We start from the raw sequence: 22,780 nt of genomic DNA on the forward strand, positions 1-22,780 counted from the left end.
GAGGGCAATCATGAAAACTAGTGTAAGGACAATTGCTGTTCTTTTGTGTATCTTTATTATTGGGGTGCTTTTTACCTCGGATTTGTTTTTTATCAAAGAGTCGCCAGCTGCCCTGAAGGGACAGCTGGATTTGTCTGCTTGGGATTTCCAGCAGGATGGACTGGCCAACTTAGATGGGGAATGGGAATATTATGAGAATCAATTGCTTACTCCGGAAGATTTCCATAATACAAAAGATGGTAAACCTAAAAAGACCGGTTACATCAACCTGACGGCTAGTCGATTTGAAAAAGATCAGGGGATGCAAGCAAAACCTATGGGGGCACAGACCTATAGAATGATTGTAAAGATGAAGGCTTCTGAGGAACCCCTTGGATTAAAAATCGATAATATCCGCATGAGTAATAAGCTTTATATAAATGGATTATTTAAAGGTTCCAGCGGAAATCCATCGAAAAGCCAAGAGGAGTATATACCTAAAAATGCCCCTTATAACGCCTATTTTGACGTGATGGAGGGACAGATAGAGATTGTGCTTCAAACGGCAAACTATAATTACCCTTTTCCAAGTGACAACTCTTATACAATTATTTTAGGTACACAAAAGCATATTGAAGCACAAAAATCGATGATTTCTGCGGTAGAATTATCAGGAGCTATTTTAGCGCTGTTCTTTGGTATTTATTTACTATATGTCTGTTACACCAGTGAGAAGAATAAGGGGGATTTATACTGGGCTTTTCAGTTTTTTACCTTCGCTGTTCTGATGCTTTTTACAGGTCAGAAGCTAATTTACGGCTTTTTCCCCAGCATTCCCTTTGAATTATTCTGTAAAATTCAGTTGTTCAGCCTGATGGGTGGCCCGTTTTTTTCTATATCTTACATAAAATATCGAGAGAAGAAGATGATACCGGATCTGGTGATGAAGATTGTGCGGGTGTTGTTTCTTCTTTATGCTTTAGTCGTTTTGGTAGCGAATTATCGATATAGCAGTTATTTCAATGGCGTGATTTATCTGTTCATCTGCCTGATTTATTTATATCTGATTTTTAAACTATGGAGGGCCTATAGAGCGGCAAGCAGTGATGCCATTCAGAAGAAAGAGATTCTGCTCTATTTGTTGTGCAATATTTGCTTACTTTTGACTTTTTCTGATAACTTTCTTCGAAACCTTACCTGGAGCTCCAGTCGAATCATTGGGTCTATCGGCTTTTGCGGATTTGTTTTTTTCTCTCAGATTACCTTGGCTTTTCAACTGTCTTCCAGCTATGAAAAGGTGGTGAAGATGGACCGGGTAAAAGACGAATTTATGATCAAGACTTCCTATGCTTTAAAGGCTCCTTTAAACAGCATCTTAAATATGGCAGAACAGATTATCAGAGAATGTTCAGGAGAAAAGGAATTGAACACAAGTTATTCTCAAGCAAAATCGCTGGAGAATGCTTTTTTTACCAGAGGCATCATGCAAAAATCTCTAAATATCGTCAATACTTCACAAGATTTGGCACTGCTGAACAATAATCAGTTAAAATTAGAATCCTCCTTGGTGGATATAAAGGTTTGTGCAGAGTTAGCGGTGGCCAGTATGCAGGAGCTGACAAAAAACAAAGAAATTAACCTATTAGTGGAATTACCATCCTTCCTTTTTGTACAAGCAGACGAAAGCCGAATTCGGCAGATTTTATGCAGCCTGATTCTTAATTCCTTGCAGAATATGGATCGGGGTACCATACGGATTCGGGGAAGGTATGTAAAGAATAAAGTCCTTATCTATGTGGAGGATGACGGCATGGGAATCCCAGAAAATCGATGGGGTGACATATTTCAACCTTATGTAACCTTAACTGCGGAGGGAATTGGACTAGGCTTATATGTTTCCCGCCGTCTGGCAGAGCTCATGCAGGGCAGGCTTTATGTGGAATGGTCCAAACCAAATGAGGGCAGTTGTTTTGCGCTGATATTACCTCGGGCAGAAGTCGAAAAGAAAAAATTGCCCACGCTTATACCTCAGAAAAAGTTACAAAAAGAAAAAAAATCTTACACAGCAGAGCATAACTCAGAACTTTTGTCTCTGGCAGAAGTCCAGAAGTGGGAAACGAAAAAACGCACAGTTTTGATTGTTGATGATGAAAATGTGAACATCCAAACTGCTATGTCTATTTTAGAACAGGACAATTACCATATTTTAATGGCACTTTCTGGTGAGGAAGCTCTGCAAATTATCGCGGCTTATAAAATTGATCTGGTCATATTAGATGATATGATGCCGGGGATTTCAGGAATTGCTCTCTGTAAAAAGATTAGAGAAAATTATTCGCTGATTGAGTTGCCTATTGTCCTTTCTGTTATCAATATGAACAAGGATGATTTAAATTGGGCGCTGCAATCTGGAGCAAACGACTTCATCAAAAAACCATTTCGAAATTCTGAACTGAGAGCCCGTGTAAAAACGCTGATTGAATTAAAAAAGTCCTTGGATGAGACCTTGAAAAATGAATTATCTTTTTTACAGGCACAAATTAAGCCACACTTTTTATATAATGCCATCAACACGATTATTTATTTTTGTTACACAGACAGTGAAAAAGCAGCCACCCTGTTGTCAGATTTCAGTAAATATCTGCGGATGATTTTTCACGTGGATCAGCGATTTTTGCTGATTTCTTTGAAACGGGAGCTGGAACTGATAGAAGCTTATGTTGCCATTGAAAAGGCCCGATTTGAAGATAAAATTCAGATGGTCTACAATATTGATCCGGAACTTTTGCAGGCGGAAATACCGCCCCTTTGTATCCAGCCTTTGGTAGAGAATGCCATTAAGCATGGTCTTTTGCAAAAGTCGGAGGGCGGTACTGTGCGGCTGACTGTGGAAAAAAGGGCGGGAGATATTTATATAGAAGTTATGGATGATGGTATCGGTATGACCAAAGAAAAGCTGTATGCCTTGCAGTACGGTGAAGGAGAAAATCAGGGTATTGGCTTTTCTAATATTAACCAACGGTTAAAAAGGTGGAGTCAAGCGCAGATTCAAATCGAAAGTCAGCGGGAGCGGGGAACGACCGTGACAATTATTATGAAGCAAAATATGGGAGAGTTAAGTAAGCATGTTGAAAGCGATTATCATAGATGATGAGCGGCCGAGCTTAGAACTGCTAAAGCGAGCCATTTTAAAAAACGGAAACATTCAAATTTTGGGAGAGTTCTTAAATGGAAAGGAAGCGCTGGAACAGATATCGGCGCTGAGACCTGATGTGATTTTCTCCGACATTGAAATGATGGAGTTAAATGGTATTCAGCTGGCCAAAAAACTCTTGCAATGGGAGGATGTGCAGGTGGTTTTTGTGACCGCTTATGAGCATTACGCATTGGAAGCCTTTGAAGTAGGGGCTGTGAATTACATCTTAAAGCCTGTTACTGAAGAAAATCTGAACCGTACTATTAGCCGTCTGCTAAAGAGGCATAACGTTCAAAAACAGCCAGAAGAGCAGCAGAGAAAGAATAAGGTGGAGACACTGGGAGGCTTACAGGTGTATGGTCCTGGTGAAGAAGAGGCGATTGGCTGGCCTACTAGCAAAGCCCAGGAGCTCTTTGCCTATTTTCTTTGTCAACAGGGCAGACCCGTGGATAAATGGCAGCTATGTGACATTCTCTGGCCCAGCGCTACACCGGAGAAAGCGAATCATAGCCTCCATAGTACCATAAACCGCATGAAAAAGACTTTGCGGGAAGCAGGTATGGAAACGGCTATCCGCTGTGTCAAAGGAAAGTATACCATGGATATGCAGGACTTCTGGTGGGATGGTGAGGAAATGATGAATTATCTCCAGCACAATCCCACGGTCAATTTGGAAAATGCCTATAGCCTTGAAAAAGTCCTAGACTTATACCATGGAGAACTCTTTGAGACGGAAGGCTACCTATGGGCGCTGGAGCACGGTGAACGCATTAATCGGGCTTATCTGCAAGGAAGGGAGAAACTGGCTGATTACTGCATGTCCTGCCAGCAGTATGAGCAGGCGGAAGACCATCTGGAAGCGGTGCTGAATCGAGAGCCTGCCAGTGAAGAGACGGTGGTAAAGTTGATGAAGCTTCATTACCTCACCGGCAATAAGGAAAAGCTGATTCGCTGCTACAGACGGTTAGAGGAGTATTTGATTCAAGAGTTGGCATTGGAGCCGAAAGCCTTTACAAAAGATTCTTATAAGAAGTTTTTAAATAAAATTTAACAGCAAGCCTATCATCTTAAAAGTGGCATAGAACCGGTTAGTTTGTTTACTTTCTTCCTGTTGCCATAAAGGGCAAGGCCTAAGTACATATAATCTTCCTCTGTAGTAATGGCTGCCTTTGCAATATATTCAGCATATATATTGCAGCTTTGCGCAATATCAGAAAAGTCAACTACGACCAAATCAGTAAACTCCGGGGTGTGTAGCCGTTCTCGCAAATTTCTCAATATCTCTTTATTTCCACGAAGCATGGTGACTGGAAGGGTAATAATACCTAAATGGGCTTGACCAGAGGCATCGGTTACATTTGAGCCAACCTTTTCAGGTATATGCTTGCCCAATGTGATTCCTAGAATAGCAGAAGTGTTTGCGACAATGCCAATCGGCAGTTCGGAATCGATAATCATGACACATTTCATAGTAGAATCGTTCATTCTTGAAGCTCCTTTTGTTTTATAGAGATTTTAAGTTCCGAAAGAAATAATCCCGCCAATGTAAACATAATGCCCAAAATCGCCATGCTGGTAATTGTTTCATGAAGTACAATGACAGAAGTAATAACGGTTATGACTGGAACCATGTAAATATAGACACTGGTTTTTACTGCCCCTAACATTTTAATCGCAGAATTCCATGTTACAAAGCATAGAGCAGACGCTCCTAATCCTAAGAAGAGAATATTAAACCAATTGACTGGCTGGAGCAATTGCTTCAGGTTTGGTTCAAATCCAAATAGAAACAATGCGGGCAGCATAAACACCAGGCCATAAAAGAAAACTCGCCGGGTTGCTTGGATGGTATTATAATGAAAACCACTGATTTTTTTTGTCAAGACCGAATAGATGGACCACACTACTGCAGCTAAAACAGCCAATATATCTCCCAATGGATTCAGCTGTAAGTTACTGCTTCCGCTAAAGCTGAGGAGAAAAATACCGCTTACAGCAAGCATAAAACCTATAAAAAACTGTAATCTCAATTTTTCACCATCTAAAAACCTGTGTGCAAAGGCAGCAGTAAAAAATGGTGCGATCGAAATGATGACTCCTACATTGGAGGCCAAGGTGTAAGTTAAAGCAATATTTTCGAGCAAATAATATAGTGTGACACCACACAAACCGGCGGCAGCAAAATACAATTCCTGTTTTTTCTCTTTGACTTTCAACCAATGAGGGTATGCCATGAACAATACCATGAAACCGATGATGAATCTTAAGAAGAGTATTTCGATTGGTGAAAAGGCTTCCAAAAGTAGTTTTGTGGAGATGAAAGTTGTACCCCAAATAAAAATTGTAATAAATGCAAATAAATGTCCTGTAATTTCTTTTCTTCTATTCATGAAAACCCTTTCTGCAAAAAAATTAGTGATGAGTATCTTTAAAAATATTCATATACTGTTTTGGAGTCAGTCCGATAAACTTCTTAAAAAAATTGGAAAAGTGACTCTGATCGGCAAACCCTGTCTGTAAAGCCACATCTATGGGCAAAATACCTCGCTCCAACATTTTCTTTGCTTTATCAATGCGTATCGTTTCTAAATAGCTATAAGGAGAAATGCCTTTTTGCTTGGTAAAAGAGCGGAGAAGGTAGTATTTGCTGAGCCCCGTCAGCTCGCCAAGTTCATCTAGGGTAATATTCTCCATGTAATGCTTTTCTAAGAACTCACAGATTGTTTTTACTTCGACACTTTGCACGGTGTTTTCGAGATCTACGGTCTGTTCCGTGTATTCTTCTATCAATTGTTTTAAAAGAAAAAAGAAGATTTCTTCTTTTCTAAAATCTTTTTCTTCCGTCATCATCATTTGATGTAATTCTCGGAGGTCAGAAACCAATTCACTACGAAAAACTACTGGTGGTGTAAAATAGGGTAAGTGCTCTTTTCCCGTTATTTCAAAAATTGTCTTGCTCATAATTTCTGATTGGATGTTGATACAGCGATAATCCAGTCTGCTGTTGTCGAGTTGTTCACAAGTATGGTTATCCCGGGGATTAAATAGCAATAAATCGCCTGGCTCTATGGTGTACTCTTTATTCTTACAGGACAAAAGACGTTGACCCTTTTCAACAAAGCCAATTACGTAATATTCATGAAAATGATTGGGGAATTTCTGCATAATTCCCTGAAAGTGATAGGCTTCTACTTTCAATTCAGCATCATACTTTACCGTTCTTATCTCTTGTTTCACGAACTTGTCCTCCTTTCCTGAGGCTTTGATACTTAGTGTACCACAAGAGGCTATAACATTCTTGTATGATATTGCCTTTCATTTTAAAAGTTTAGTTACTTATATGGCTGTTTCTTGGTCGTCCATCCGTCGGTGGCGTATCTCTTAAATAGAGGAGCTCTTGTGAGTGTTTTGTGAGGAAAGCCAGGTACAATAAGACAGGGTATACTAGGCAAGGAATTTATTGCTGAAAAGTATACACAGGAAATATGAATAAAAGAAGAAGGAGGAAATGAACATGAGAAGAAGAGAAAGAAACCCAGCAGCACCCATTGCCTTTACCCTTGTACTGCTGTTGTTGTTCTCTCTGATTCCGCCGCCCATAGCGTATGCGGATATGAGTGGAAAAGATGTGACGAATATTGTGACAGTGACTGCATCCAAAGTCTCTCAAGGCGGCGAGGAAATCACAGACGGAGTGCTGGACTATACAAAGGATATTGTAATCAGTTATTCGCTGGCATTCCCTGTACTAGGTGACAATCCCAGCAATACAGATCCAAGCACATATGTTGTAGGTGGGGATGGCTGTACAATGCCACTGCCTAATAACCTGGTTCTATCCAATACGGCGGCGCAAGAGGCAAAACAGGGCTCAGAGACAGTGGGAAATGTCACTTTTGGGGGAACCAAGGCTGCAATTATATTTACAAATATTGTGAATTATGAAGAAGCAGATCCTCGTGAAAATTTTTCCGCTAATTTCAATGCTACATTGAAATTGGATGAATCCCTGATTAAGGATGAAGGCGGTACCTACACCGTGACTATTCTGGATAAGGATTACACTATCGTGGTTCCAGCCAAGCCTGTTACGATCAACGGCAATAAAAGCGGTACTGTGGACTTAGCCAACAAAGTGGTGAACTGGAAGGTGAAAGTATCAGCCGTACAGGGAAGCACGGGACTTAGCATGAATGGATATACGTTTGAGGATGAGCTAAATACCTCAGATAAAGCGTATATTCCAGGCAGTTTTAAAATAGGTAAAATAGATGATAGGGATGCGGCCAGTCAGGTGGCTGATTCAAGCGTCTATGATAGTAACACTAAAAAGCTATCCTATGCGTTCACAGATGATACATATACAGGAGATAATTATATTTTTTTCCAAACAGCTATTCTAGACAGCATGCTTTACACGACGAACCAGCAAAATATCTCTAATACAGCAACTATTACTACTGGAAGTAGTATCGTTGCAAAAGAATTATCTGGTAAGGCTGGATTTAAGATGAGCTGGATCACTAAATCAGGTAAAGTGGTAGATGGATCCCAGGGAAGTGATACAGAGTATAAGCCGGAGAATCGGCGAATCCAGTGGGAAATCACGGCTAATCCCAATTTTGCAGGAATCAATGGTGCAACCATAGCGGATCAGCTGCCAGAGGGTTTGGAATATGTTGATGGGTCAGCTACAGTTCAATATCGAACGACCTCATCTGCTGCTTGGAGCACGGTGGCCACTTCTGCTGCTGTTGTAAGTGCTACAAATCCCTTGATCTTTAATTTAGGAAATGATTTATCCGGTAAAGAGGTGCGGATTCTCTTCGAAACAAAGGTGATCAGTACCGATGAATCCTCAGAGATAAAAAACTTTACCAATGCTGCATCCCTAAAAGGGACTGGAATCTCTGCACCAGGAGGTCTCAAAAGCGATGGTGTGACAGTGGGCATAGGTATGAAGCCTATTAGCAAGTCAGCAGGCTCAAGCTATGATAAAGCTGATCACAAAATCCACTGGACGGTGAATGTGGATACGAAGAAACAGACTTATGGAGGAAACCTCCGAGTGATGGAGCTACTGGTTTATGCAAACAGTGCCTTTACTACGTCGGGAATCGAAATAGAATCACCTGAGGGAGCCACAGGTCTGACCACTATTACCAATTTAGATGTAAGTAAGCTGACGGCTTCTTACAATCAGCGGTATGTGACGAATTCTTTTATCGGCAGCGGGTTGAAAGTGACCGTGCATACGATAAAAGACAGCAGTGGAAAAGCAGTGGCTGATGTGCTGGTAATCACGCAAGCGGATGAATCTGCGTTGGATTCTGCTAAAGCTCACAACTTCACCTATGATACCTTAATCACGAATCCAGATATCTACGCCTCCAATAATGGTGGCACGCTTAAAAACACAGCTACGCTTTTCAGCGATTCGTCTGTGATTACTTCGGCAGAGGCACAAAAAACTGTTTCCAGCGATATGCTGAAAAAGAGTGTGCTGAACGGTGGGTTTGACTACATCGATAAGTCTGCTACTTTTCGAATCGAAGTAAACAACAATGGCCTGACAGATGCAACTAGAGATGAGACAACTGTTGACGGAACGGCACTGGGCAATCTGAAGGTGACCGATACGTTGCCGGCAGGCTGGGAGTTTAAAGAAATCTCTGGTTCAGCGTTTATCCTTAAAAACAATTCGGGAAACGTGATTTCAGATTATTCCAGCATACTAACTTATGAGGGGATAACGAAAGGAACTGACAGCACACCGGAGGCCATGACCTTTATTTTCAAAAAATTAGATAAACCATATTGGATTGAGGTAAAGGCCGGTCCGAAGGAAGTGTTGCTGAATGACTACTTTGCCGAAAACCTTACTTCCACCGCATGGAATTCAGTGGCTATGACCAATGAGCACTATTCGTCTAGCAGTAATCCGACTGATACGGCAAAAGTTACCATCATCAGTAAAATCTTGAGTAAGGTCTATGGAAAGGATATCCCGACAAAGGGCGCCTTGACTTGGACGGTAAACTATAAGCCGTATGAGATGGAGCACCTAGGGGAGTATATTACAGATAAGTTGCCAGCGGGCTTAGATCTTCGGCTAAATGCCCAAGGAAATTTGGACCTGGCCAACGGCAATATCACGGTGACGAAGCTGACACTGAAACAGGACGGTACCTATGAAGATGGGGAGGCCTTAACGCAGGGAGCTTTAGCAACCTATATCGCCTATGATAATACAAAACGCATCCTAACCTTTACGCTGCCAGATACGCATCAGGCGTATCGATTGATGTATGTGACTGATATCACAGGAAATCCGGGCACTAATCTGACCAACAAAGTGAGCTTGTATGGGAAAGACATAATGGCAGAAGAGGAAGAGCAAAGTTATGTGGTTGCACAAGCCGATGCCGATGCTACCTTCTTACGAGGCGGTTTGATTAAAATATCGAAGAAAGATATAAGCAGCAAACTACTAACCGGTGCTGTGTTTACCTTGTATGCCAAGGATACCATGAAAATCATTAAAGAAGGTATCTACGATGCCCAGGGATTAATTCAGCTGAGGACCATTACCCCGGGTGAATACATCCTGAAAGAGACTAAAGCACCGACAGGCTATAAGCTTACGGAGAAAGAATGGGCGGTATCCATTGTAACGGATTCGGCTACGGGAAAAGTAATCACCAGCATTGACGGCAATACAGATGGAAATGCACTCAAAACTTTGGATGTCGTAAATTTCCAAGAAGGAACGGTTGGTAACCTGAACATTACCAAAACCGTAACCGGCAGCGAAGGAGAACAGGATAAGGAATTCGAATTTACTTTGAACCTAGGTGATAACAGCACCTACGATTATCAAAAATCAGACGGCACTTCTGGAAAAATTCATAACGGAGAGAAGTTTACCCTGAAAGGCGGTCAATCCATCAATATTATGAATATCACAAAGGATATTAGCTACAGTGTATCAGAAACAGACTATGCGGATGCAGGCTATGTGACATCGGCTACTAATGCAACTGGTTCTATCCAGGTAGATCAAACGGTCCAGGTGGCTTTTACTAACAGCAAGAACAGTGCCGGCCTGACTATCGGGAAAACTGTGGCAGGAAACAAAGGAGATCAGGAGAAGTCTTTCGATTTTACCTTGCATCTGACCAACTCGGCAGTAAACGTGGCCACTAGACCGTTCCAGTACGACAAGTATGATGGCACAGATAAGATTGGCGACGGAACCATTGTCAATGGAGGTACCGTTAGTCTGAAACACGGTGAGACAATCACTATAGCTGATATTCCAGCAGGTACTGCCTACGGGGTGACAGAAAAGGATTACCGAGCGGATGGTTATTTGACAACGGCTGTGGGAGAGAACGGAACAATCACAGATGAGACCAAGAGCTATACGGCATCTTTTACTAACACCAGAGACATCGGTCAGTTGATGATTAGTAAAACGGTAACAGGCAACCAGGGTGATAAAAACAAAGAATTTAATTTTACGCTGTCTCTGATGAATACCTCTCTGGATGTAGCTGTTAAACTGTTTGATTATGTTAAGTCGGATAGTGCTACTGGAAATACCACCAATGGGAGTATTGCCAGCGGCGGTATCGTTACTCTGGCTCACGGTCAGACCATTACCATAGCCGACATTCCGGCAGGTACGGACTACACGGTGGCGGAAGAGGACTATACAGCAGTAGGCTATAAGACAACTGCTACAGGCGACCATGGTACGATTGTTATAGACGGCAATACTGCAGCCTTTATCAATGACAACCATAAAAGCAGCGGTGGAGGCGGTGGCGGTGGTACCACCACACCAGGCGGTGTAACGCCAGAAAAACCGTCCACCACACCAGGTGGTATTACTACAGATGAAGCCATCACGACTACAAAAGAGGCTATCACCACGCCAGAGGCGGTGGTTCCTGAGATCATTCCAGGAAGCATTAAGATTATCAAAGTGGACGGTGATAATACCTCAGATACGTTGGCAGGTGCAGTATTTGTACTGCTGAACGAAAATCGGCAGGTTGTCCGCACGCTGACTACGGATGGTAACGGAGAAGCCCTGTTCGATGGCTTAGATGTAGGTTCCAAATACTTCCTGTATGAGAGAACGGCACCGAATGGATACAAGGCTAGCGAAAAGGTCTATTCCTTCCATCTCAGTGAGAAGAGTGGTAAGACTGCCTTAGAAATTCAGTTTAAGAATTACAGAAACGACAGCGTCAATATTTCAGAGATTGAAGATGATGATATACCTTTAGGCTGGATTATTGAAGAAGAAGACATTCCGTTAGCACAGCTAATCGATGAGGGAGTTCCTACTGGAGCCCTGGACGATACGCCAAAGACAGGCAGAGAATTCATGGCCATGGAGCTGATGATGAGTTTGATGATTCTGTCAGCCATCGGTGCACTTCTTACCGAAGCTGTTCGGAGAAAGAAAGCAAAAATTATTAATAAATAACTAGATGAAGAAAAGAGAGGCGGTGTGACATGAAATTAAAAATTTTATCCATCGCCCTCTTTTTTATATTTATTCTCAGCGGAGCCTATATTGTTTATCAACTGACAGAAGGCTATTTATTCTATCACCTAAACCAGCAGTGGAGTAAGTCTGTAGAAGAGTCCAGCAAAGACGAGGGGAATTCGAAAATTTTAGCTAAATATCGAGATATCTATGAAGAAAACCCCGAGTTTGCAGGCTGGATTAGAATTAAAGATACAATGATGGATTATCCGGTAATGAAGCCGATGGAGGACAATGATTTTTACTTGACTCATGGTCCCAGCGGGGAGCGAAGCAAATACGGCGCGATTTATCTGGATGTGGCCAGCGATCTATTCAATCAGCAGGGAAACTGGATTCTCTATGGACATTATTTTAAGGATGGCAGCATGTTTGGTATGCTGCAAGAGTATGAGCAGGAAGCTTTTTATAAGGAGCATCCGACTATTGAATTTGATACCATTTATCAAGAAGGCACCTATGAGATTATTGCCGTCTTTTTATCGAAGGTGTATCAGCAGGATCAGAATATTTTTAAATATTACAAGTACACCGACATTCAATCCCAAGAGGAGTTTGAGGCTTATGTTCGGGGCATCAAAGAATTATCCCTGTATCCCACAGGCAAGACGGCATCCTATGGCGATTCGTTGATTACTTTGTCCACCTGTGATTATTGGACAGAAAATGGTCGTCTGGCTGTAGTGGCAAAAAAGCTGGAATGTTCTGCAAAAAAGCAGTAGAATAGATATAAAGAAGAGGAGATATGAAAGCGGGTGAGGCTGAATCAGCTTTAGACCTGGACAGATGAAGGAGGACAAGATGATACGCAAAGCTGTAGAAAGAGACCTCGCAGGAATTGCCGGTATCTATGAGGCTATTATTGATCAAGAGGAAAAAAATGCTGCCAGCATAGGCTGGAAGCGCGGCGTTTATCCAACGGAGGATACCGCCCGCCAGGCCCTGAACCGGGGGGACTTGTATGTGATGGAGGCGGATGGGCAGACTATTGTTGGATCAGCTATTATCAATCAGGTTCAGGTTGCGGAATATGCAAACTGCCCTTGGCAGTATCCCGCAGCAGAGAAGGATGTTTTAGTGTTGCATACGCTGGTGGTGGATCCGGCTCAGTCAAAAAACGGCTGTGGACGGTCTTTTGTAAACTTCTATGAGGAGCTGGCCAGAGAGGCGGGCATTCGCTATTTACGCATGGATACCAATGTCAGAAATGAAGTAGCTCGAGCCTTTTACCGGAAAATGGGGTATAAGGAGCCGGGGATTGTATCTTGTGTGTTCAATGGTATAGAAGGTGTGCAGCTTGTCTGCCTAGAGAAGAAATTGGAGGAAGTGATATGAAGAAAATGCCTGTGCTGTTCGTCGGTCACGGTTCGCCTATGAATGCCGTAGAGGAAAATGAGTTTGTTGAAGAGTGGCGGTCTCTGGCTCAGAAGATGCCTAGACCAAAGGCTATTTTATCCGTGTCAGCTCACTGGTATACAGAAGGAACGCGGGTTATGACCTCGGAGGCAGGAGAGACCATCTATGATATGTATGGATTTCCTAAGGAACTTTATGATATTACTTATCCGGCCAAGGGAGCCCCTGAGTTGGCAAAAAATGTAATGAAACTGATAAGCCGGGAAGTGTTGGCGGATAATTCCTGGGGATTAGATCATGGAACCTGGTCTGTGCTGCATCGGATTTATCCTCAGGCGGATATCCCGGTGTTTCAACTGAGCGTGGATCGCTATGCATCTGCGGAAGAGCATTATCAGATTGGGCAGCAGCTGGCAGTTCTTCGGGAACAGGGCGTGCTGATTTTTGGCAGCGGTAATGTGGTACACAATTTAGCTCGGGTGGATTGGAGCATGGAACGGTCTGGGTATCCATGGGCGGAAGAGTTTGATCAATATATAACCGAGAATATTCGGAAGCAAGAAGATAAGGCGCTGGTTGGCTATGAGCAGGCCGGCAGAGCAGCGGATTTGGCGGTTCCGATTTTGGATCACTATGCCCCGCTGCTTTATGTACTGGGCGCATCCGATGCGGATGATCAGTTGACTATATTTAATCAGGCTTGCGTGCTGGGATCTCTGTCCATGACCGGGTATCTGTTTGGAGCAGCGGTATAGCTAAGATAGAAATAAGATTTTAAGAAAGGATGTTGGTTTTTATGAGTATTTGTAAGGTAATACAGGAAGTAAAGGGACAGCGGGCTATTGATGGAGCAGGGGTTCATCTTGTTCGTGTTTTAGGCAATAAAAATGTGCAGGAGTTTGACCCTTTTTTGATGTTAGATTCTTTTGATTCCAAGGAGCCATCAGATTATACGGCTGGATTTCCGATGCATCCTCACCGGGGCATTGAGACGATCACGTATCTAATCTCCGGGGAGATTGAGCATAAGGACAGCTTGGGAAACCGTGGAACCATCGGACCGGGAGAGGCTCAATGGATGACAGCAGGAAGCGGTATTCTCCATGAGGAAATGCCTCTGGCAGCAGAACGGATGCTAGGGTTTCAGCTGTGGTTAAACCTGTCAAGAGAAGAGAAGATGTCGGAGCCTCGCTATTTGAGTATTGGCGATGAGCAGATTGGGGAGACCCAGGTCGGTCAGGCACAGGTGCGGGTTTTGTCGGGCAGCTTTCAGGAGGCTACCGGGGTGACGCCGAATCACTTGCCGGTTTCGATTTATGACGTGACGCTGCCTAAAGGCGCGGATATTTCTATTCCGGTAAAGTCTGGAGAAAGGGCTTTTGTGTTCCTTATTGAAGGCGACGGCTACATGGATGGCAGTCGGATATCCAGCAAGACGGCGGTTCTTTTCGGCAGTGGTGACGAGGTCTTGGTGACAGCTCCGGCGGAATCTGATTCCAGATTTATCTTTTTCTCAGGCAAGCCACTTGAAGAGCCTATTGCTTGGGGAGGCCCCATCGTTATGAATACCAGAGAAGAGCTGAATAAAGCTTTTGAAGAACTGGAGCAGGGGACCTTTATCAAATAATGAATATACCATGGCAAGCCAATCCTGCATAGGGGTGTATATGTCTTAAACCTGGGCAGGGAAAGCTGCTAAATAAAATTGCTAAAACAAGTGTATCTATTCTTAATGGATGATGCACTTGTTTTTTTGTTCCTTAGAATAATCGATATTTGACAATTTTGATTCGTGGTGTTACTCTATATACAAATAAGTATTTGAAAGAGGTGTGTTGATGTCGGTCCTTCGATAAGGTAATTATTTGTATCACAGAAACAGGAATTTGACCTGTTAGTTTTGTGTGCCCAAATGCCTTACGAAATGACCAATAGATGTGTTTCATTGACACCTTTTGTTGGTTTTACAGCGCAGTGGGTAACTGCGCTTTTTTTGTCGCAAAGGAATTGGGGACACGTATACTTTGCGAAAGGATTTTGAAGCAGTGAATATCAATTTAAAAAACTATGGACTAAATGAACGATTTAACCAAGAAGCAACCCTATACGAGGGTCTGTTTATTGCCAGGGTGACCGAGCAACACCGTGAGTTATATAAAGTAATCAATGAATGGGGTGAAATGGAAGCGAGTGTTTCGGGAAAACTTGCTTATCAGGCAGATGATCAAACCAGTTTCCCTGCCGTTGGAGATTGGGTAATGATTGACCGATTGGAAGGAAGTAACGGCAAAGCCATTATTCATCACATTTTGCGTCGTAAAAGCGTTTTAGCACGGCAGGCCGCCGGTACGGAAAACGTCGGGCAAGTGATTGCGGCCAACATTGATACAATCTTCATTTGTATGTCCCTTAACGCGGATTTTAATGTTCGTCGAATAGAGCGATATTTAACCATTGCATGGGACAGTATGGCAACCCCGGTTATCATTCTGACCAAATCCGATTTGTGCAATGATTTACCGCTTAAGTTGAAGGAAATTGCTTCCGTGAGCATGGGCGTGGCTGTTATCATCTGTTCTTCTGAAAATGAAGAAGGGTTTGGCGAACTTAACGCTTATATTAGACCAGAAGAAACAATTGCCTTTGTAGGTTCGTCAGGGGTTGGCAAGTCTACACTTATCAATTGTCTTATGGGGCAGAATGTACTTGCGACAAACGGGATACGAGAAGAGGATGCCAAGGGTAGACATACCACAACCCACCGGCAGTTATTGCTGTTGCCAAAGGGTGGTATTGTCATAGACACGCCTGGTATGCGAGAGTTACAGATTCATACGGGCAACTTGTCAAAAACCTTTGAGGATGTGGAAGAAATTGCTGCCCAGTGTAAGTTTGGCGATTGTTCTCACGGTGTAGAGCCAGGCTGTGCTATTAGGGAAGCCATTGAAAAGGGGACACTGTCGCAAAAACGCTTTGAGAGCTATCAAAAATTGCAGCGGGAAGTATCCTATGATGGACTGAATGCTCGCCAGCTTGAAAACGAGAAGCTTCATAGAATGTTCGGTGGCAAGGCTGAAATGAAACAGTTAAAAAAATATATGAAAGATAAGAAGAATAATAGATAATATGAAAGGAGGGGTGTCTTATCCCTAAAGGTGCATTGGATTCGGTATTGTGTGCGGCAAGGGCTAGCGCATAATTCAAATGGAAGAATAGTCCTTGCGTAATCCTATTTGGCAATTATTTAGGAGGTACACAATGGTCTACAAAAATGCAAATCATGTACTGCCAGAGGAGTTGATTCTGGTCATACAACAACATATTGACGGCGAATATCTTTATATTCCTCGTAAAGAGGAAAACAAAAAAGGCTGGGGTGAATTGCGTAATAGCAAGACATTACTTGAGAAACGCAATGAAACTATTTTTATGGAATACCAGCGTGGTACACCTGTCCAGCAGCTGGCAAATACGTTTTACCTGTCGCCAAAGACTGTATACAAGATTCTGGCTGAAATGAAAAAGGATAGATAGAGAGGAAAAGCGGCAGGGCAGAATTGTCCTGTCGCTTTTTTATTTCTGTAGTGTTTAGTAGGGTGCCTTTACTGACGTAGTGTAATACACTTTAATCATGCAGAAAATAGTAGAACAGATAACAGAGAAGATAAGGAGCGATCACCATGGAATATCCAAAAAGCCAGAAATATAACACCCCCGAATTACTGTCGACGGCTATGGGACCTAATCCCTTTAAATTACAGGAAGAAATGCTGCTAAATCATAAAATTCCTGCTGAAAGTCTTGTTTGCGACCTGGGGAGCGGGCAAGGGCATACAAGTGTTATGCTTGCAAAAGATTATGGTTTCAAAGTGTATGCTGCTGACTTATGGAGTGAACCAGCGGAAAACCGCAGTTTTTTTTATAAGATGGGTTTAACGCTTAATCAGGTTACACCGGTTAAGGCTGATGCTACCGCGTTGCCCTTTGAAAAAGAGTTTTTTGATGCGGTAGTCAGCACGGACTCTTACAATTATTGGGGACGTGATCCAAAATACTTAGATGAGAAATTACTGCCTTTTATTAAACCCGGTGGATATATTTACTGCTGTGTGCCGGGACTGAAAAAGGATTGCCATGATAACCTGCCGAAAGAACTGCTCCTCTCCTGGTCACCAGAGGAACTTGCCTATCTGCGAGATCTTGTTTATTGGACGAAAATCGTGAGCAGCAGTCGGGATGCAGAGGTTCTTTCTATATACGAGATGGAAAGCAACGAGAATGTCTGGCAGGATTGGCTGAAACAAGAAGAAAATGAGGTAGCGGTTCATTGCCGCAAAACAATGGAGGCCGGTGGCGGAAAATATCTGAATTTTATTGCTTTTGTACTGCGGAAAAAATAATAGTTTAGACAGTGCGGCCTATATATAAAAGTCTCGACACACTGGTACATAAGAAATAGCGTAGCTTTTTAGCTACGCTATTTCTTTCTATCTTCAGTTCATCTTATCGTATATGTTATATGCTCATGCCCAGCTGGATAATTTCTTCTAGAATAGCAATTTTCTTCTGTCCTAAAGCGGTATAGCCTAACATGCACAGGCCCACTACCTCAAATTCTTCAGAACATAACTTTAATAACTTGGAAAGAGTCTCCGTGTGCAGGCCACCGGCTGCCGGAACGGGCTGGTAGGGAAATTCCAACGGGTCGATGACATCGATATCGATGTGGATATAGAGTTTTTTCTTGCCTTTTTCTTTTAAAGCTGAAAGAACGGCTTCTGGCTGGCGGTTAGCCGTAGGGGCTGTGATTACGCGAAGCTGATTCTCCGCGATATATTGCTCTTCAACTGGATCGCAGTCCCGAGTCCCTACCATAACCACCTGAGCAGGTGTGAGGGTGGAATACATCAGGTCCAGGATGGTTTCATGAGTGTCCCCCAGAAGTGTGCGGAGGGGCATGCCGTGAAAATTCTTACTAGGAGAGGACTCTGGTGTGTTGAGATCGCCATGAGCATCGAAAAAGAGCACAGCTAGATCTCCTTGGGATGTATAGTTCATGTAGGATAAGGGCAGGACTTCCACGTCATCGCCGCCTCCTACGGTGAATAAGGTGTGAGGCTCTTCTGTATCCAGCATCGCTTTTACGGTGTGAAGCTGCTTATAGATGGTGTGATAGCCCCAGATATTGTTTTCGATGGACAAGTCTTCCTGAAGGTCCACAGGAATTTCTACAAACTGTTCCATATCTAAATAATCTTTTTTCAGATCTAAGGCTCCTTCGTAGGTGGCCTTATTTGCACCGCCGCCCTGCCACTGTGGATAAAGAAGATTTAAGTGATTTCTTTTTTTAGTATCCATACCGCATCCCAGCCGTACAATTTCTTTGATGACCTCATCTTCCTTGCCGCCTGAGACATTATATTCTAAAAGTCCAAGTCCGATGAGGTGAAATTCTTGGTTCAGCCTCTTCAAGATCTCTAAGAAATTACGTATTTTCAGGCCATTGGCAGCAGGAACCGGTACGTAAGGAAACTCACCAGGGTCTAATACGTCTAAATCAATGTGCACATAGATATAGCGGTGATTCTTTTCCCGTACCATGGAAAGGACCTTTTCTGTACTTCTTTCCATATCAGCTACCGTCAGGGCTGTGATGGGAGCATCCTTGATGTATTGTTTCTCTGCTTCATCTAAGTCCCGTGCTCCCAGCAGCATAACCTGAGAAGGATCCAGACTGGAAAACAGTGTATGGACCATTTTTTCATCACCTTGTCCCTGGAGGGTTCGAAGGGGCATACCGTAAAAGTACTTGCTGTCAGAGGATTCTGGTGTGTGCAGATCACCGTGGGAATCAAAGTACAGCAGGGTCATGTCCCCCTGAGTCAGTTGGTTGAGGTAGGAGATGCTGGCCATATCCGAATCACAACCGCCGCCGATGGTAAAAATGGTTTTCGGCTGGTGCTGTGAAATCTGCTCTTTGGCTTGACGTAGCTGGTTCATGATGTCGTCATAACCGAGAATGTTATTCTTTTGTTGACTGATGGGCTGAGTGCTTACATCAACAGTAGAAAGTTCACAATCCGGCAGGTAATGGTTGATGATTTCCAGGCCGCCTTCATAAGTAGACATTTCTTGTCCGCCGCTCTGCCATTGGGGGATAAAAAGGTTTAAATGTTTTTTTTCATATGGATTCACTCTCCTCACTTTTTCTTTTGCAAAATATCTCTTGTATCTTGTAGACAATTTAACTATAATATAAAAAATAAAATTAGTAAAACGCATGTTTGTTATTATAATAATGAGTATAACTCATTATTTGGAGGGACTTATTATGAGCTTGTCTCAATATGGGGCTTTTATTAAAACCGTGGAATGTGGCAGTCTGACTAAAGCAGCCGAAGCTTTGGGCTATACCCAGTCAGGCATCAGCCACTTGCTGAATGCCTTGGAAAAGGACATGCAAATGACGTTGCTTATTCGGGAGCGGTCAGGGGTGCGGATGACATCGGATGGACAGCAGTTATTGCCTTATTTTCAGGCAATTTGTAACGGGTATCACAACTTGTCAGCCAAGGTGAAGGAAATACAACGGTTGGAGTCGGGGCTAGTGCGAGTTGGTACGTTTACCAGTGTGTCCGCTCAGTGGCTGCCAGGAATGATTGCCGCTTTTCAAATAGATTTTCCACACATTCAGTTTGAACTGCTCCACGGCACCAATGAAGAAAATGAAGCTTGGGTCAAAAATGGACGGGTTGACTGCGCATTTGTCCGAGTGCCCGGGGATGAGCAGCTGGAAATCATATTTTTAAGGCGAGATCCACTGGTGGCCGTTCTGCCAGAGAACCACCCCTTGGCAGAGCAGCCAACTTTTCCTCTAGCCAATTTGCCGCACTATGCCTATATAAAGTTGTATGAAGGCATAGATGAGGAAGTACCAGAGGTGCTAGAGCTATTTCAAGCCTGGAATCTTCAACCGGAAGTTCGCTTCTCAGAAAAAGATGATTATGCCATTGTAGCCATGGTAGAAAAGGGACTGGGGATTAGTATTCTGCCGGAGTTGGTCTTGAAGGATACCGGCCGTCGGGTGGTGAGCAAAGTTTTGGATGTACCGGCTTATCGAGATTTGGGAGTCGCGGTTCGAGATCAAAGCCTGCTGTCTGCATCGGCTCAAACATTTTTGACTTATGTACAGAGATGGATTGCGGAGGAATACGGAGATGGTGATCGGTTCTAGGTCTAAAAATAGCGGTATCATTCCAAAGAAGGGAGTGATATAATGAATGCATTGATGAGAATACATCAAGCAGCCTTGGAAAAGTTTGAAAAACTGCCCATCTGCCCTTGGATAGGGAGGCGTTTTGTGGTATACTTATTCTAAAAATTTTGCAAAAGTAAGAAGGACGATGATATGCAGTTTAAATTAAATGACTATTGTGAGCCGGATTTTTCGCTGGACAAATTTGTGAATTCTCCGGATGTAATTTTAGAACACGCACCGAAGGACATGGTAGCCCCTCTGGGCTTTCACGCCACCTCTATTTTCCCTGAATATTATAAAATCGACGGTAAATGGCTGTTAGCAGAAGATTCCAGAATGGACTGTGTGGCAATATATGAAAATGGAAAGATTTACGTGCGGGAATTCCGGAATATCCGGGGCGGAGATGCTGTTGTCATGGGGCGAACGGAAAACTGTCAGGAAGGTATCTATGTTCACGCAGATTGCTTCCGCTCGAAGGAACAGAAGAACCAGGAAGCCTTTGCCTTTCGTCAGGGCAGGAGCAGAGAGACGGGCTTTTCCTGTGACTACGACCATATAAATGGTTTGTTGAAGCACGAGAAGGAAAATGGTTATGTGGTTTGGGTTCTGGGCCCAGCCTGTACCTTTGATTTAGAAGCCAGAAAGTGTTTTTCAAAATTGATTGAAAACGGGTACGTTCATGCACTTTTAGCGGGAAATGCTCTTGCTACCCACGATTTAGAAGCAGGCCTTTTGGGTACGGCTCTGGGCCAGGACCTGTATACACAGCGGCCGCACTTCAACGGGCATTACAACCACATTGATACCATCAACAAGGTGAACCTTCATGGCTCCGTCGCGAATTTCATTGAGAAGGAGAACATTCAGGACGGTATCATGTACAGTATGGTGAAAAGTGAGGTTCCTTTTGTACTCAACGGTTCCATCCGAGACGACGGACCGCTGCCGGATGTATATGAACATACTTATGACGGACAGGATGCCATGCGAGCTCATCTGAGAAAGGCCACTACGGTCATTGGCATGGCTACCACCCTTCACACCATTGCCTCTGGCAACATGACTCCTACCTATAGAGTCTTGGCAGATGGAACCATCCGAGAAGTCTATTTCTACACGGTAGATACGGCAGAATTTGCTGTCAACAAGTTGGGAGACCGAGGCAGTCTGGGAGCAAGAGGAATCGTGACCAACGTGCAGGATTTTGTAGGAAACCTCTGCAAGGGTCTGGGCCTGTAAACATAGTAAAGACCATTTGTATACACGGTGAAGAATAAGGAGGAAGAACGATGGCAGAACGTGAACATTTCTGTACATGTACAGACACGGCGTGCAAGTTAAATCCCTGCAATCACGATTTAGGGTGTGATCCCTGTATCAAGAAAAACCTTCGAGAGGGAGAAATTCCTAGTTGTTTTTTTCATCTGGTGCGGGAGGATATTTCTGAACTCAGCGAGTTTACGCTGGAGAGCTTTACCGACTTTTACTTGAAGAATAAACGTATAACTTCATAGCTTTAGATTGAAGAGAGTGTCTTATCTGTCAATAAGGCACTCTTTTTTGCTTTTTAGATAAAAGAGCATAATAACCTCTTTTTTGGTCATTGTAAGACTGTTATAAAAATTATTACAAGAGGAGGAAGAGCGATGAAAAAAGAAATAAATTTAGCAAAACATGAGCTGAAAGGACAACGGCTGGCAGAGCATATAGAAAATGCCGGCAGCAACCGAACAGCAGCCTTGACGGATACAGCCTGGATCGTAGAGGATACCAATATGACCATTCCATCGGAGCGGGCGGTGGAGGAAGCAAAGGACTGGGTAGACAACGGCAGCCAACTATAAAAGGCAGAGAAATGGCAGCCTTTACTGAAAGACGAGCAGCCACAGAAAGCCTAGAAAATAAGTAGAGACTTTGCTGTTTGCTGTCGGCGACATCGGGTATAAGTTATACAACAGCAAGCTGTATCACTCGCCTGGAGGCTTTTTCTCTGGAGAAGCCTTCATTTATAAAAGCTTGGCGGGCATTAGGATGTAAGAGAAGGATGTAAGGAAAATAGGAGGATAAATTATATGAGCAATGTATGTATTAAAAATATCAATCACGAAGAAGTGGTTTCGTTGGCTGGACAGGTGGAGATTATGGCTGGACAGGTGGTCAGCAAGACTTTGGCACAAAATTCGGCTGTAAGTATTACCTTGTTTGCCTTTGCCAAAGGAGAGGAGATCAGTTCACATGATTCCAACGGAGACGCTATGGTTACCGTATTAGAAGGCACCGGACGGTTTACCGTAGACGGGAAGGACTATTTACTTCATGCCGGAGAGACGCTGATTATGCCGGCAAAAAAGCCTCATGCGGTCTATGCACAAGAGACCTTTAAGATGATGCTGGTAGTCGTTTTTCCTCAGTAGGAGGTTTAGTT

The 22,780-nt window shown here is 43.2% G+C and carries 19 protein-coding genes; 15 read left to right on the forward strand and 4 right to left on the reverse strand.

Annotated features, from left to right (window positions below):
• The first annotated feature begins 10 nt into the window (after positions 1-10).
• Both Ami103574_RS08355 and Ami103574_RS08360 read left to right on the forward strand, forming a co-directional pair.
• The gene (locus Ami103574_RS08355; protein ID WP_163066511.1) at positions 11-3,130 is read left to right on the forward strand and encodes a hybrid sensor histidine kinase/response regulator; all 3,120 of its coding nucleotides are present in this window, start codon (positions 11-13) and stop codon (positions 3,128-3,130) included.
• Positions 3,105-4,226: a response regulator gene (locus Ami103574_RS08360; RefSeq protein ID WP_163066512.1), complete on the forward strand. Its 1,122-nt coding sequence runs from the start codon at positions 3,105-3,107 to the stop codon at positions 4,224-4,226. The genes Ami103574_RS08355 and Ami103574_RS08360 overlap by 26 nt, the downstream gene beginning before the upstream one ends.
• Positions 4,227-4,237: 11 nt before the next feature.
• On the opposite strand, the gene Ami103574_RS08365 is transcribed toward Ami103574_RS08360, so the two are convergent.
• The 3 genes from Ami103574_RS08365 to Ami103574_RS08375 are packed head-to-tail and all read right to left on the reverse strand — an operon-like array spanning position 4,238 to position 6,412.
• Positions 4,238-4,660, reverse strand: a complete 423-nt coding sequence (locus Ami103574_RS08365) for a DUF2000 domain-containing protein (protein ID WP_163066514.1) — start codon at positions 4,658-4,660, stop codon at positions 4,238-4,240.
• Positions 4,657-5,565 (reverse strand): DMT family transporter, encoded by a 909-nt coding sequence (locus tag Ami103574_RS08370; RefSeq protein ID WP_163066516.1) that lies wholly within the window; start codon positions 5,563-5,565, stop codon positions 4,657-4,659. Before Ami103574_RS08370 ends, Ami103574_RS08365 begins: the two co-directional genes overlap by 4 nt.
• 22 nt (positions 5,566-5,587) lie before the next feature.
• Positions 5,588-6,412, reverse strand: a complete 825-nt coding sequence (locus tag Ami103574_RS08375; RefSeq protein WP_163066518.1) for an AraC family ligand binding domain-containing protein — start codon at positions 6,410-6,412, stop codon at positions 5,588-5,590.
• Positions 6,413-6,689: 277 nt separating this feature from the next.
• Here Ami103574_RS08375 and Ami103574_RS08380 point away from each other — a divergent pair, with 277 nt between their 5' ends.
• The 8 genes from Ami103574_RS08380 to Ami103574_RS08415 all read left to right on the forward strand — a co-directional run bounded on the left by Ami103574_RS08380 (position 6,690) and on the right by Ami103574_RS08415 (position 17,494).
• Complete coding sequence (locus tag Ami103574_RS08380; protein ID WP_163066520.1) at positions 6,690-11,675, forward strand: DUF7601 domain-containing protein; 4,986 nt, start codon at positions 6,690-6,692, stop codon at positions 11,673-11,675.
• A 29-nt stretch (positions 11,676-11,704) separates the two neighbouring features.
• Entirely contained in the window at positions 11,705-12,460 is a 756-nt protein-coding gene (locus tag Ami103574_RS08385) for a class B sortase (protein WP_163066522.1), read from the forward strand.
• 79 nt (positions 12,461-12,539) lie between these two features.
• Complete coding sequence (locus Ami103574_RS08390) at positions 12,540-13,073, forward strand: GNAT family N-acetyltransferase (protein ID WP_246213114.1); 534 nt, start codon at positions 12,540-12,542, stop codon at positions 13,071-13,073.
• Complete coding sequence (ygiD, locus tag Ami103574_RS08395) at positions 13,070-13,849, forward strand: 4,5-DOPA-extradiol-dioxygenase (RefSeq protein WP_163066526.1); 780 nt, start codon at positions 13,070-13,072, stop codon at positions 13,847-13,849. Before Ami103574_RS08390 ends, ygiD begins: the two co-directional genes overlap by 4 nt.
• Before the next feature lie 41 nt (positions 13,850-13,890).
• Positions 13,891-14,721, forward strand: a complete 831-nt coding sequence (locus Ami103574_RS08400) for a pirin family protein (protein ID WP_163066528.1) — start codon at positions 13,891-13,893, stop codon at positions 14,719-14,721.
• Between the two features lie 397 nt (positions 14,722-15,118).
• Positions 15,119-16,219, forward strand: a complete 1,101-nt coding sequence (rsgA, locus tag Ami103574_RS08405; protein WP_330586973.1) for a ribosome small subunit-dependent GTPase A — start codon at positions 15,119-15,121, stop codon at positions 16,217-16,219.
• Between the two features lie 133 nt (positions 16,220-16,352).
• On the forward strand, positions 16,353-16,628 hold the full coding sequence (locus Ami103574_RS08410) for a CD3324 family protein (RefSeq protein WP_163066530.1): 276 nt from the start codon (positions 16,353-16,355) through the stop codon (positions 16,626-16,628).
• Positions 16,629-16,774: 146 nt separating this feature from the next.
• Positions 16,775-17,494 carry an SAM-dependent methyltransferase gene (locus Ami103574_RS08415; RefSeq protein WP_163066532.1) on the forward strand — a complete coding sequence of 240 codons (720 nt, stop codon included), beginning with the start codon at positions 16,775-16,777 and terminating at the stop codon, positions 17,492-17,494.
• A gap of 115 nt (positions 17,495-17,609) precedes the next feature.
• On the opposite strand, the gene Ami103574_RS08420 is transcribed toward Ami103574_RS08415, so the two are convergent.
• Entirely contained in the window at positions 17,610-19,289 is a 1,680-nt protein-coding gene (locus Ami103574_RS08420; protein ID WP_207710486.1) for an arginase family protein, read from the reverse strand.
• 136 nt (positions 19,290-19,425) lie between these two features.
• Between Ami103574_RS08420 and Ami103574_RS08425 the strand changes: the two genes are divergently transcribed.
• From Ami103574_RS08425 to Ami103574_RS08445, 5 genes are all read left to right on the forward strand, one after another.
• Entirely contained in the window at positions 19,426-20,328 is a 903-nt protein-coding gene (locus tag Ami103574_RS08425; RefSeq protein ID WP_246213115.1) for a LysR family transcriptional regulator, read from the forward strand.
• A 174-nt stretch (positions 20,329-20,502) separates the two neighbouring features.
• Entirely contained in the window at positions 20,503-21,594 is a 1,092-nt protein-coding gene (locus Ami103574_RS08430) for a putative NPN-dependent ornithine cyclodeaminase (protein WP_163066538.1), read from the forward strand.
• Between the two features lie 50 nt (positions 21,595-21,644).
• Positions 21,645-21,869, forward strand: coding sequence for a DUF6485 family protein (locus Ami103574_RS08435; protein WP_163066540.1), 225 nt, complete (start codon positions 21,645-21,647; stop codon positions 21,867-21,869).
• A 132-nt stretch (positions 21,870-22,001) separates the two neighbouring features.
• Complete coding sequence (locus Ami103574_RS08440) at positions 22,002-22,199, forward strand: CDIF630_02480 family spore surface protein (protein ID WP_163066542.1); 198 nt, start codon at positions 22,002-22,004, stop codon at positions 22,197-22,199.
• Positions 22,200-22,427: 228 nt separating this feature from the next.
• Positions 22,428-22,769 (forward strand): cupin domain-containing protein, encoded by a 342-nt coding sequence (locus Ami103574_RS08445; RefSeq protein WP_163066544.1) that lies wholly within the window; start codon positions 22,428-22,430, stop codon positions 22,767-22,769.
• Positions 22,770-22,780 lie beyond the last annotated feature (11 nt).

The sequence above is a fragment of the Aminipila butyrica genome (assembly GCF_010669305.1).
GTDB classification, from domain to species: Bacteria; Bacillota; Clostridia; order Peptostreptococcales; family Anaerovoracaceae; genus Aminipila; species Aminipila butyrica.